This is a genomic window from Pseudoneobacillus rhizosphaerae (assembly GCF_917563885.1).
Classification (GTDB): domain Bacteria; phylum Bacillota; class Bacilli; order Bacillales; family Cytobacillaceae; genus Pseudoneobacillus; species Pseudoneobacillus rhizosphaerae.
Genome location: NZ_CAKJTG010000003.1, coordinates 74772 through 88131, shown reverse-complemented (window position 1 = coordinate 88131; position 13360 = coordinate 74772). Strand labels below are relative to the sequence as shown.

At 36.2% G+C, this 13360-nt stretch carries 12 protein-coding genes; 4 read left to right on the top strand and 8 right to left on the bottom strand.

Annotated elements, in window-relative coordinates; genetic code table 11:
- Window positions 1-153: 153 nt before the first annotated feature.
- Window positions 154-579 carry a MarR family winged helix-turn-helix transcriptional regulator gene (locus LRP83_RS02860; protein WP_230495162.1) on the bottom strand — a complete coding sequence of 142 codons (426 nt, stop codon included), beginning with the start codon at window positions 577-579 and terminating at the stop codon, window positions 154-156.
- A 281-nt stretch (window positions 580-860) separates the two neighbouring features.
- Window positions 861-1370 (bottom strand): GIY-YIG nuclease family protein, encoded by a 510-nt coding sequence (locus LRP83_RS02855; RefSeq protein WP_230495161.1) that lies wholly within the window; start codon window positions 1368-1370, stop codon window positions 861-863.
- A 276-nt stretch (window positions 1371-1646) separates the two neighbouring features.
- Here LRP83_RS02855 and LRP83_RS02850 point away from each other — a divergent pair, with 276 nt between their 5' ends.
- Entirely contained in the window at window positions 1647-2093 is a 447-nt protein-coding gene (locus LRP83_RS02850) for a GNAT family N-acetyltransferase (RefSeq protein WP_230495160.1), read from the top strand.
- Between the two features lie 49 nt (window positions 2094-2142).
- Here LRP83_RS02850 and LRP83_RS02845 read toward each other — a convergent pair whose 3' ends face one another.
- Window positions 2143-2442, bottom strand: a complete 300-nt coding sequence (locus LRP83_RS02845) for a winged helix-turn-helix transcriptional regulator (protein WP_230495329.1) — start codon at window positions 2440-2442, stop codon at window positions 2143-2145.
- A 214-nt stretch (window positions 2443-2656) separates the two neighbouring features.
- Between LRP83_RS02845 and LRP83_RS02840 the strand changes: the two genes are divergently transcribed.
- Window positions 2657-3868, top strand: a complete 1212-nt coding sequence (locus LRP83_RS02840; protein WP_230495159.1) for an MFS transporter — start codon at window positions 2657-2659, stop codon at window positions 3866-3868.
- Window positions 3869-4082: 214 nt separating this feature from the next.
- Here LRP83_RS02840 and LRP83_RS02835 read toward each other — a convergent pair whose 3' ends face one another.
- From LRP83_RS02835 to yeiL, 5 genes are all read right to left on the bottom strand, one after another.
- On the bottom strand, window positions 4083-5120 hold the full coding sequence (locus tag LRP83_RS02835) for an alpha/beta fold hydrolase (RefSeq protein ID WP_435531323.1): 1038 nt from the start codon (window positions 5118-5120) through the stop codon (window positions 4083-4085).
- 220 nt (window positions 5121-5340) lie between these two features.
- On the bottom strand, window positions 5341-6462 hold the full coding sequence (locus LRP83_RS02830; RefSeq protein WP_230495157.1) for a DUF4030 domain-containing protein: 1122 nt from the start codon (window positions 6460-6462) through the stop codon (window positions 5341-5343).
- On the bottom strand, window positions 6452-7024 hold the full coding sequence (locus LRP83_RS02825; RefSeq protein ID WP_230495156.1) for an RNA polymerase sigma factor: 573 nt from the start codon (window positions 7022-7024) through the stop codon (window positions 6452-6454). Before LRP83_RS02825 ends, LRP83_RS02830 begins: the two co-directional genes overlap by 11 nt.
- Before the next feature lie 210 nt (window positions 7025-7234).
- Window positions 7235-9577: an EAL domain-containing protein gene (locus LRP83_RS02820; RefSeq protein ID WP_230495155.1), complete on the bottom strand. Its 2343-nt coding sequence runs from the start codon at window positions 9575-9577 to the stop codon at window positions 7235-7237.
- Window positions 9578-10607: 1030 nt separating this feature from the next.
- Entirely contained in the window at window positions 10608-11279 is a 672-nt protein-coding gene (gene yeiL, locus LRP83_RS02815; protein WP_230495154.1) for a transcriptional regulator YeiL, read from the bottom strand.
- An 80-nt stretch (window positions 11280-11359) separates the two neighbouring features.
- Between yeiL and LRP83_RS02810 the strand changes: the two genes are divergently transcribed.
- On the top strand, window positions 11360-12535 hold the full coding sequence (locus LRP83_RS02810; RefSeq protein WP_230495153.1) for an MFS transporter: 1176 nt from the start codon (window positions 11360-11362) through the stop codon (window positions 12533-12535).
- 225 nt (window positions 12536-12760) lie between these two features.
- Window positions 12761-13198, top strand: a complete 438-nt coding sequence (locus LRP83_RS02805) for a cell wall hydrolase (protein WP_230495328.1) — start codon at window positions 12761-12763, stop codon at window positions 13196-13198.
- Window positions 13199-13360 lie beyond the last annotated feature (162 nt).

The window sequence follows — 13360 nt, the reverse complement described above, 5'->3', positions numbered from 1 at the left end:
CTCTCCTTTTTTCATTTGGATAAATCTAATAGTATTAGATATTTTATCAAAATAATAAGTCTAATAGTGTTAGATATCTAATCAAAATAATAAGTCTAATAGCGTTAGATATCTAATCAAAATAATTTCACACCTCTAAGTGTCTACAAAATATTATTCATTTTCATTTGAAATCTCTTGAATCCTTTTAGTTATGCGAACAAATTCCCTCGCATCCTGTTCACCAAGCTTTTCTAGAATCTTTTCGAGTGCCCCCATCGCTTCTTCATGTTCCTCTTTTACAAAGCTTTTGCCAGACTCTGTAATGTTGACGATCACAACCCGTTTGTCTTGTTCATCTTTTTTTCGTTTGATAAAACCTTTCTTAGACAAACTATTTAGTGCAGATGCTACTCGAGGTGTACTTAGATCCAAATACTCGCTAAGCTCCCCTGAAGTTACCTTATTTTTCCCATACGTCAAATACCCTAGGATTTTCCGTTCACCATGAGACACTTCATCCACTTTCTTATAAAACGATTTTTTTCGTGTCCTAATCATATTTTGAAACAACTCATTTGCGAGTGCCTTGTAATCCATATTATGCTCCTTCGTAAGTACCTAATACTGTTAGATAATAAATGATAATGGTAAAAACGTCAACTAGCAGCAGGGGGTGTAAATTTTAAAAAAAGTTGACCTTGAAGACATATAATATTCGACGGATTCCCTCTTTATTACCTACCGAAAATAAACCTTCTCGTAACGAGAAGGTTTATCTTTAAAAAGGATAGGTGAATAACCTAACTGCCGTCTAGTTGTAAAGGATTTTCTCTCTTAATTACGGCTTTTCCATCCAACTCTTCTTCATATTGATAAAATTAATAATCAGTAGGATTTTGTTTCTTATTTTCCTTTTTAACCAACGATGGCTTTAAAGGATGATCCATTAACGGTAGGACATGTGGAGGCGGTGGAGGCGGCTTTGCAAACAATGGATTTAACACATATTCCAACATTTTTTCGATAATTTGTCGGTCTTTCTCCGTTTCTAATTCGATCCAATAGACATCATGTTCCCCCTGGTGTTTAAGGAAAAATGGATGCCAACGCTGATCCTTTGTATCTCCTTTAACCGGTTGAAACGATTCAAGAAAATGACTATACAATCTATTTTTTAGCGGTTTTCCCTTGCCAATATAGAGGATCTCGCCTTTATTGTTTTTATAGATATATAGACCGTTGTGATTAGCCACATTGTTTTCGATATACCCTCTTACCTGGTTTTTAGCAACCTCATCCACTGGCTTTACATGATTGATCCTAAAATGATTCCAATTCCTTTCAATCGGCAAAATTCCATTTTCGATTAAAAACCTTTCGTAATTCATGAGTATATCCCCCTATCATTCATTCTTACTAATTTTTTTCCTCCTATTAGGGAACTATATTTTCTTCTCAAACTATATAAAATCCCTTTAAACTTGGTATTTCTTTCCAACTATATTTCAATTTGTTTACCAATATGATAGAAGTAAAATACAAATTTTCCAAATAATCACTCTAAATACTGGACGGCCAGACCTTTAAGGTTTTTAATAATATTGATGGTCAGCATTTTAAAATATCAATAGATTAATAATCTCTAAAAAAAGGAATGATGAAGTATGCTACATTTAAACACTATCACAAAAGAAAATTGGGTAAAGGCAATTTCACTGCGTGTCCGAGAAGATCAAACGAAGTTTGTTGCTTCCAACGCAGTATCACTAGCCCAGTTGAACTTTCTTGAAAATTTCCATGCAAAAGGAATCTATCATGGCGAGGAAATGATTGGTTTTACTCTCTATGGAATTGATGAAGACGACCATGAATACTGGATTTATCGCATGATGATTGATCAAAAGCATCAGGGGAAAGGATATGGACTGGCAGCAGTTAAACTGGTGATAGACGATATTAAGAATATTAAAGAGGAACACCATAAAACCATCACACTGTCATATGAACCAACAAATGAACATGCAAGTTATGTATACCGAAAAATGGGATTCCAAGAAATAGAAGGACTTATTATTGGGGACGAGCAAGTGGCTCGATTTATGTTTGTTTAATACAAAGAAGCATAGGGACGTCCCTATGCTTCTTTGACCCGCTAATCCTTTACCCCTTTTTCTCCTCCGCCTCTAACAGGTCTTCACGTTGTTTATGACTTTTCCCCCATTGGCTCATCAGTTCTAGTAAAGGGCTGGCGGATACTCCATAGTCTGTTAAAGAGTATTCCACTTTTAGAATACTGCCTTCAAAAACCTTTCGTTCAATTAACCCATCCTCTTCTAATTCCCTTAAGGCTTGTGTAAGCATTTTTTGTGTGATATTAGGAATTAGTCTTCTCAATTCCCCGTAGCGATAAGGTCTTTTACTAATATGCCATAGGATTCTCGACTTCCATCTTCCGCCCATTACTTCAACGGTCAGTTCAACGGGACAATTGTACAGCTTCTTTCTCACAAACTCCCCTCCCTTTTTCGAAAACGAACAAAAAAGTGCCTACTTGTTATGGTATAACACTCAGGGATAATATGTAAATGAATTACAACAAAGGGGATGTTATCCAATGCATGTTTTTAAGTTTTTAAGTCAGTTTCAAACTTATTCCAAGAATATAAAGTCCATTTTGATTTGGAATGTAACGTTTTGTTTAGGTTTGGGAATTCACTTAGTATTGTATAATCTGTATTTACAAAGCATCGTTCATGATGAGAGTATGATTGGAAAAATAGTAGGGCTAAACTTTTTAGCGCAAGCGATTATATATATTCCAGCCGGACTATTTTCAGACCGTGTAGGATCCAAGAAAGGGGTATTGGTAGGCATAAGTATTTTCATCATTTCCCTGATAGGAAACTTATTTGCCTCTCATCCAAACGAACTATTATTCTGGGGATTTCTTATTGGGTTAGGAAATGCGGCATCAATCGTGACCTTCGTTCCTTTATTAACGGAGTATTCTAATGAAATGGAAAGAAAAGATTTATTTACTTTTGCCTTTAGTTCCGGTACATTTTTTACTTTTTTAGGGACATTAGTAGGTGGAATAACTTCGGATAGTATCTCAGGTATTTTACATATATCAGATACCATGAGTATTCGTTTGTCGCTTTCTCTGACAGTGATTTTATTCATTCTGTGCACCATTCCGCTACTTTTTGTAAAACTAGATCAAGTACTTGAAACTAGAAATAAACTGACACACTCATTCGTATCTTTCATAAAAGGCAACCCAAAATCATTAATGCCCATCCTGAAGTTTAGTTTTTCAAAGGTTCTTTCCGGAGTCAGTCTAGGAATCATTGCGCCATTCATCAATCTATTCTTCTTGGTTAAATTTGATTTATCCAACAGCCATATCAGTATGGTCTTAGCTGCCGGAACACTCGCCACCGTCATTTTCATGTCATACAACCCTAAAATGATCCGTAGATTTTCTGAAGTGAAAACCGTTTCTCTATACAATTTATTATCCATTCCAGCTGTTATTATACTAGGGTTATCGCAAAACCTTTGGATCGCCATCTTCGCATTTATCTTATTTCGATCAGCCAATTTTGGACTTAATCCCATCGTATCCAAGCTTATGATGGAAAAAGTAGAGCCAGAAGTAAGAGGATTAACTAATAGTTTAGGATTCATGGTCAATTCATTATGTATTAGTTTACTAGGACCCTTTGCCATGTACACTGTCCAAGTGGCAGGAAATCAACAAGGCTATCTATACCTATGTCTCATTTCTGCTGTTGGATCCTTTGTAGGTGCACTATTCTTCCAACTTGCATTTGCACAAAAGAAAGAGACGGTTTCAACCGGCTTAGATAATAAGCTAGCTTAATGGTTTGGAGCATGGGGACAGTTCTTCCTTAGGTAGGTAAAGAAGCCTTAGAACCATCCCCATGATTCATAGTCTATTTATATAGCCTGCTAAATTTCCTCATATTCCCTAGCAACATCCTTTTTTGCTGGTCAATAATGAGTCCACCATGATCTGTAATTGCATATACTGTATCTATTATTTCATCTAATACCTTACTTCCTTATCGCACCCCCTATTGTCCAACAAGCTCACTCCAAGTTTGATTTAACCATTCTGCAAATAACTCTTTTTCCTCGAATTGCGGATAGTGTGCGGAATGTTCAAATTGGACGAAATCCTTCAGTGGAGCGTCTATCTGCTGGTAATAGGTTTTGGCAGCACTGGTAGAAGTCATGTAATCATATTTGCCCATGACGAAATAAACTGGTAACTCTAATTCTTTAATACTAGTAATATTGTGCTTTCTTTCTTCAGGTATCAAGATTTCCTGTGAGATGGCTACCCCTCTAACATAACGAATAATGTCTAGTAAATTATATTCCCGATTAAGTAGAAAACCCAAATAATAATCGATATTATCATTTATAAGTCTTGCAGCACCACCATATTTACGCACCAATCTACGAGGAGTGAGTTTTTCTTCACGTAAAATGGACTCTTTAAGAGCTTCGAGTTCCTCCACATCTTTGGAATGATTAGCTAGCTCTGCTTGATTAATGGTATATTCCAAGCTATCCATCTCACTTTGAACAGTATCAGCCACTTGCCCTATTCCAATGTAGGCAGCAAATCTTTCAGGAGCTTTCTTTGCTGCTTTCATGCCTATGTATGTACCATACGAGTGTCCGATCAGTAGGACCTTTTCTTGATTCAATTGTTCCGTGATATATTCTGTTAAAGCAATAAGATCATCCACATGCAAATCTGCTGATAAATTAGAATAATCCTCAAAAAAGTGATAAGATTTGCCACTCCCTCTTTGGTCATAATGAACAATGGTGAAGTTTTCCTCCAGAATATCTTGATACTTTCTTACATAAGGAATTTCTGAACAGCCTGGACCCCCATGGACAAAAAGGATGATTGGATTATTTCGGTCAACACCTCTAATCATCACTTCCAGTTTTGTCCCATTAACTTCAATTTGGTCTAATGTACTAATGCTATTTACCCCGTTTATTCTAGGTGTCCATGTAGGAAAAATGAGACCAAGCAATAAAATACCAACGATTAGGACGATAAAACCTTTTAAGCACTTATAAGTCATTATCTTACGTTTCATATAATCCCCCCCTGTTGATCGACTATTACTCCAATACATTATATGCTTCTTCATTCTTTTAAAATCCACCATGGACAAAGGGACAGGCACCTTGTCCGAATTTCCAAAAAAGTGGATCGGATGAGATACTGTCCCCATTTCCCTTCAGTGTCCGCTAACTAAATAAACTTTTCAGTGATTTCGAAACGTCTCCATGGCTTCATCCACATTAATTTTGAATCACTTTTAGTTCCTTTTTATCGGTGCTGATTATGACGATTTTGTATGGTTCGTTTTGAATTTGTTGTTGTATTTCTGCTGAATCTAAGAATTCTTGGATGGTAGAGGCAAGTTTATTGACTACTCCTTCAATGTCCTTGTAGGTGGAAGCTACCGTAGTGCGGACCTCCATGTAAAAATAATCTTTTTTACTTGAATAGCCTACACTATCGAATTGATAGAATTCTGTTTTAGCCGATAACCCCTCATGAATTGTATGATAGATAGGCATAAACTTTCCTTCTCGCTCTCTTGCCTTTTGGTCATAAAGATGTACTTTTACCTCGTATTCTCCCTTTTTCTCATTTCGTAACGCTTTGATTATATCTGTTTTTATTTCTTCAACTCGAGTTTCCGTATTAGGGATGTTTTCCAAATCGATTCTCCCTAACCGAACGCCAAGTCCACCTTTGCTATAGCCATATAATTGTAAAACTTCTTCCACAATCGCCGAGACTTGTTCAAGCTCCTGATCCTCTTCCGACGGGTTTTGCATCGTATCTTTAAAAAGTTTGCCAGTTTCTGGGTCATTAATCATTGTTACCGTGAAATGTTTATGATTTCTTTTAGTTACCTCTTCGACGAGAGAGTGAAGAGGCTCTTTTACATTATTAAAATATTCTTCAGTATCAAGGACAGCAACAGTCACTTCTTGTTTTGTATTATTTACACTTACGACAATATTGGAAAAGCTATAATTATTTTCGTAAAGTGCGTCATTTATTTCCGAAATCAATGGTTTTGCTTCTATTTTCTTATCAAATACTAAATGTAAATAAGGAATGGCTGCAGCAATTCTTGCAACGGATGGAGATACGAATGCTGCTCCAATAAAGAGACAGAATGTGGCTGCTATGACGATTGAAAAATAAACAACCTTATTGCTGAACTTTCTATTTACCTTTCTAGCATTTTGAGAAAATCGGCTCCAGTCTTTTCCCATTTGTACTTCTATCTGTTGGTCAATTTCTCCATTCTCATAACGGTCTGGCAATTCTTTAATGAATGTATTGAGAGAATGAGGAATCTGAAGGTCATTCAATGATTGAAAATCTTCGTTCTTATAAGCCATTCACTTTTACCTCCTGTAAAATATGAGATTGCCTCATGATCTGCCCTAGCTGTTGTTTTCCACGTTTCATTCTCGTTTTAATGGTATTTTCATTTTCACCAAGAATGAGAGAAACTTCCTTTATCGTTAAACTTTCGTAGTAATGGAGATAAAGAGGAACACTCTGTTCTCGTTTCAACTTCATGATATGTCCAATCACTTCCGCTTTATTTTCCTTTTGAATCACAACCTGCTGGACAGATGGATCACTAATACTTACCTGAGCTTCTACATGCTCAATATCATTATGCACATGACGGTTAATCTTTCTATAAATGTCTATAGAACGCGAATAAACCAGACTGAAAAACCAAGCACGAAAATTCGGTATTTCCTTATTCTTGATAATACTGATATAAGCACCCTCTAGGGCATTTTGTAACGCATCTTCTGCATGTTCTTTTGATTTAAGAATTAAAAACGAGGTTTTAAAAGCTGTTGGTAGCAGACTCTTCACGAGCAAGCCAAATGCTTCCTTATCTCCGCTCCTTATTCTAATGATTAATTCTTGGTCGTTGTTCATGGGGACCTCCTCTTTCAAGTGATTACATAAAGTAAACGAAACAAACGACTGGTTTGGTTTCACTTTTTTTTAAAAAAGATGCGTGGAAGGTTATTTTCGGGGTCAATCGGAAGTTTTGCTTATGTGAGAATACATAAAAGGCCAGATTCTTAACGGGAATCTGACCTTTGTTCTATTAAAGCAAGGGAAGTTCCTCAAATTCTGTTTTGACTAAACGTTAACGAATGATTTTGCTTGGCTCTTAGTGTTCATGTATAAGAAATCCTTCATTTCTAAAGGATTAAGGGGAAAACTGAACAAATACCCTTGTAGCTCATCACATCCCAATTGAATTAGTAGATCTCTTTCGTTTGGGTTTTCTACCCCTTCTGCAACAATGTTAAGCTGTAGTCCGTGCCCTAAATCAATAATAGACTTTGCTAATAGTTCCTGTTTTTCATTTTGATCTATACCTGTTATAAGCTTTTTATCAATTTTAATCTCATCAACAGGTAATTCAAGTAAATGTGTAAAGGATGAATACCCCTTTCCAAAATCATCGATAGAAATTTGAACACCTAAGCTTTTGATATAGTGGAGCATTTTAACAACCTGCTTAGGATGTTTGATAAATGTACTCTCAGTGATTTCAAGTTTTAAATATTGGGGACTTAATCCTGATTCATACAAAGCCTTTTCTATCCATAAGATTAAATCATCCTGCTGAAAATTTTTCGCTGATATATTAACAGAAATAGGTACTTTTAGTAAATGAGCATCTTGCCATTTTTTATTCTGCTTGCATGCTTCTAGAAGGGCCCACTCGTCTATTTTTGAGATAATTCCCATTTCCTCTGCAATTGGAATGAAGATCTCTGGTGAAACATTCCCCAAGGTCGGGTCATTCCATCGTATCAGTGCTTCTATACTAGATACGACATCAAACTGAATCTTTGGTTGATAAAATAACTTAAAGCCACCTTGATTCACTACTTTTCGCAATGCATTTTCAATGATTAACCGTTCTTGAAACCTGTCCATCATCGAGTCATTATAGAATTGAGGATTCTTACCACACTTCTCCTTTGAAGCATACATGGCTATATCCGCACATTTTACAAGAGTGTCTAAATCAATTCCATCGTAAGGGTACAAGCTTACCCCTACACTTCCAGTCACATACAGAACTTGCCCGTTGATGGTAAGAGGTGCAAAAAACTGCTCTTGAATTTTTTCTAAGGTTACATAGACCTCTTCCCGACTATTAATTTGATGAACAACGACAAATTCATCTCCACCAATCCGGAACACCTCCCTATTAGGACCTTGTAACGTTCGAAGTTTATTAGCGAATAACTGTAGCAGAACATCTCCTGCATTGTGACCTAATATGTCATTGACTTGCTTAAATTGGTTTAAATCAATAAAAATAATCGCAAGTGGTGCTGAAGGATTAGTTTTAATATAATTTCTTACATAATCCTGAAAATGCAACCGATTAGGAAGAGAAGTTAATACATCATAATAAGCTAATTGATGCAGTTTTTCTTCAGATTCCTTTAATTTGTTCGTTTGAGTCGTGAGAATTCTGTTCATTTCCACCTTTTCTTGGAAGGATTCTCTTAGTTTTTGTGTCATTACTTTTAAATTTTGAGAAAGCAAACGGAACTCCGAAATAGTAGACTGAGGCCATTCAATCGTTTCTAGATTTTTTACCTTCGCTGGCAAGCCTGTCGTGACATCGGTTAATTGACTTAAATTATTCATGATGATTCGATTAATGACTATTGCAATACCGATCGTAAATATTAAATACAAAATGGATAATTTTAAATGAAAGATTAATTCTTTAAATATTTGGTCTTGGAATTGTGAGAGTGGATACTGAATAAATAGTTTAATAGACAAGGCTTCCATTTGAGTTTCAAAAACTATTTTTCCTGATCTCCATTTTAGAATCGGTAGAACTTCATACTGCCCCTTAGGAACAGCTTCATAAAAGTTAGTTGAGATTTCTTTAATCTCATACTTATCATTCAAATTAAAGGATGAATCTTGGTTCTTTTGTAAACTAGAAGTAATCATTTTATTTTGGGAATCAGTGATAATTAGATCAAATTTAGGTGACGTATGTTCGTCTACTATCTCCTCTAGCTTCCCTTTTTGTAAGGGAGAAGCTACTGGCAGGGTTGTATCCAATAGATGTAATTCTTTTTCTATTTCATGGACACTTTCCTCGACTTCACTTTTTAAATTGATAGAAAATAACTCATGGACCGTCCATGTCTTCGTTAATATAATTAAGAAAAACGGGACCATGATTGAAATAATGGTGATATGAGATAAAAACTGGTGAATCGAGACATTGTTTTTATTCATTGAACGAGATTTCATCACCTTGTAAAAAGGGAAATAAGCTAAGAGCATATCAGCAATCAAAACATTAAATAATCCATTGACGATATCGTTAAGAATCTGAAAATATAACGCATCTCCATTTAGTGACGAATGAAGAAGAAAAAAGAGCGCACTAAGGCCCATTGTCCCCCAGAAAAAGGCATCAACAAAAAACATTTTTGCTCTCTTTTTAAGATGGAAATAGGTACCTACAAACAAGATTTCGGCAAATAAAATCAGATTATACGCGACATAAGTGAATTCATGAGGGATAAACACAAAAGTGACACATAGCCCAAAAATGGCTAACCGAAGGCCAAACAGCCGAAGGATCAAAAAAAGGAAAATGCTTGTAAAAGTAAAGGTAACACCATAATAAAAATTCAAATGGTAGACGGAGGAAACCATGATAAATCCTAAAAGGATAGCAAAAACTAAGGTTTCAGAATTAAATTTTAATGAAAAAGTTTTCATTCGGAACAAGCCTTTCCCCTACTCGCCATAGAAGTAAGTTTATAGTTTCTAAGAGCTAACGATCTATCTGTTAAATCGATCAGACATGTAAATAGTTGGTATATAAATATCATAACAAAAGCTAATCTATACAGGGCTGACAATTCTATGACATTAAGGCTTTTCTTTAGTGACAACTTTATGACAAAGAAGAAGCAGGGAACGGTCCTCTGCTTCTTCTTGAATTTAAAAGTGTCAGGCGCACCACAAATAGACAACTGTCTTCTTTTTGGTGCCTGGCACCTGAATCTACAAAAGTTGATATTTCGCTACCGAATATGTTCTGTCATAATCAAAGTCGTATTATTTGGAATATTAATATCAGCAGTTTAAGAGGGTAGTTGTTGGAGTTTTGAAGGACTTTGAATCATCCTCTCGAAAAATAGAGGGAGAAATTTCGCTTAATTAGCAAATAGCATTGAAAAAAGCTTTAATAGGGGAAGAAATTCCGCCTATTGACTAGAAAAACGTTAAAAAAGGGGAATTTGCTTGACATAACCGGAAAATCTCCCCTTATTTAGCCCGAAAAGAGCTCTATTCTGAATTTAACCGGAAAATCTCCCCTTATATTACTTTCGCCGCTGGTTACTTACTTAATTAAGGATAAAACTTCTTCTTGAAGAGCAACCAATTAGAGGAACCAATGTCCGCAAACAAGCGTCATCCTAACCAAAACAACTCCAAATAGTATCCCTTATTTACTCTTCAAAACTTCAGCCAGTTCATTCAATGACTGGTATTGTTTAATTCGAAAGTTCCGTCCATCCTTTTGTAAGTAGTTCTTTTCACAAAATTGGGATAGTACATGCAATAAGTGTCGATAGGATATCCCTAGATAATCACAAACCATGACATGCTTCTCCTTATAGATCCCTTCATCTGCCGTTTGCAGAATAAAATCAGCAAGCCGGTTTTCTAGTGGGAAAGCAAGGCTCTGTGTATACTTTGCTGCCATATGGGTGGCTTTCCCGCTCAAAAATTTGGTTAATTCCCTTAAAAATTTAGCATCCTCTAGCAACCGTTTGCGATAGTGCAGAAAAGGAAGAGCAAAACAAATCGTCTTCGTTAATGCCTGAATTCCCTTTGTATAATACTCATCATTCAATAATTCCATTTCCCCGATGTAATCATTTTCATTGATAAAATTAATTAAAGAGACTTTGCCATTTTGATGGGTGACATATATTTTGGCCTTTCCTTCAATCACATAAAACAAAAAATCCGGTCTCATGCCCTCTTGAATAATCCATTCATCTCTTTGATACTCACGTACTTCGATAAACTCTTCGACTCGAAAGGAAAAATGATGGGCAATGGGGTGTTTCTCCAAATACCATCTTTTTTTCTCACCTTTATAAATTTCCATTTTCCACCTCTAAAATAGGAGATATCTCATATTATTCATCTTTATACCATGATATCATGCAATCAGTAAGGGGGATAATCATGAACACACATCGTTGGATGAGTACACGTTTTTTCAGTTTTTTTCTGACATGGGGCATTTTCTTACCGTATTGGTCAGGATGGATGATTTATACAAAAGGAATTACCGTTTCTGAGGCTAGCTTCATTATGAGCTTTGGTTTACTTGCAAGAGGGCTTTCTACCTTATTTGCTTTCCCCTATTTATCCGGAAGATTCAGCAGTAAGATTCTATTAAATATTGCGGGAATTGGCACATTGGTTGCTCTGATTGGTTACATTCCAGTAAATTCCTTTACCGGTTTACTCCTAGTAACCATCCTTTTACATCTATTTTATCCAGTACTAATGCCTGCACTAGATAGTTCGGCCAGTGTTCTAGTACAAAATAAACAATTAAAACACTATGGAAAAAGTCGTCAATGGGGCTCGATTGGTTTTGTCACCGTTGGTATGATCATTACCATTTTCACAGGAATGTTTGGAGATGACGTTATTTTTTGGTCATTATTGCTTGGAATCATCTTGTTTGTGTGTCTAGGGTTTATGAGTGCACCTGAAATCTTATCTGTTAAGCCGGAAGCGAAACATCCAACACAACGATTTGGAATATTACAGTTATTAAAAATCAAACACTTTAGTCTAGTACTTGTGATTGTGCTTTTACTTCAAGCCGCACATGCTACGATTTACAATTACGGTTATATTTTTCTCCAGGATATCGAGGCACCCGTTTACCTCATTGGGGTCATCCTTAACATCGCAGTCATTGCAGAAATCATCTTTTTCTCATTGGCAGATAAATACTTTCAAAACACTTCAGTAGGTACTTTATTGTTCATAGCAGCAGTTGGTTCTTCCCTGCGTTGGATCTTAGTATTTGCTTTTCCAAATGTCATTGTATTCTCTTTCGCTCAAACGTTACATGCCTTTTCTTTTGCGATGAGCCACTATGCCTTTATGAAATACTTAATCAAACACATTCCACACTCGCTAGTACCAAGGGCACAAGGTATCTATTCAGCACTTGCACTCAGTTGGAGTACAGCCATTTTCACCCTTTTAGGAGGCTATTTATACGAAATTGAGCCTAGGTATGCCTTTATCGGAATGATTTTATGTACACTCCCAGCTATGTTGGTTGCGATTTTCTATCGAAGACTAGATCGTCGTAAAGAAGTTTTACTTTCTGCTTAACGATGGCTGGTGCAAAAAAGCTGAGACTAATCTTTTGGATGAGTTTCAGCTTTTTTTAGTTGCAAGGGAAAAAGGCCCTGCACCCGATATGGAAAGATTATGTAAATTGTCCACGAGTGGTGCCAGGCACTTGTTTATGCGGGTAGTGACAGACATCGAACAAAAAGGCACCAAACTAACATTTTCCAAAGTTTTACTCATACAATGATTTTAGAGGTGATGATTGTGGCAAGAGTAAAACATACCAGCAAGGATATTGATTTGATCGCAAGGATGATTCATGCAGAGGCTGTCGGTGAGGGGCGGATAGGGATGCTTATGGTCGGGAATGTCATTGTAAACCGAGCAGTAGCTGATTGTTTAGATTTTAGGGATGTAAGAACCATACGTGATGTGATTTTTCAAGTTCAAGGTGGAAATTACTCTTTTGAAGCAGTCCAAAAAGGTAATTTATTTTATGGACCAGCAAGAGATTTAGAGAGGAAATTGGCACGAGATGTGATAAAGCATTGGAGACAACACCCTTCAAAGTATGCTCTATGGTATTTTAATCCCTTCGGTAATTGTCCTCCGACATGGTACGACCAACCATTTGCAGGGCAATATAAGCAGCATTGTTATTATGAACCTCAGGCTAATACATGTGACAGCGCTTATAGATAATTAACCAATACCCCACACACATTAGTAGCGAATCCCAAAAGTTAGAGGATTATGTAGCAATTCGGATGGCTTGATTTTGGAATTTAACTGCAACTTATAATAGTGCTAGGCATGAGTATTGTAATGATCAGGTGTGACTGCACCTGATCTTTTTCTTTAAAT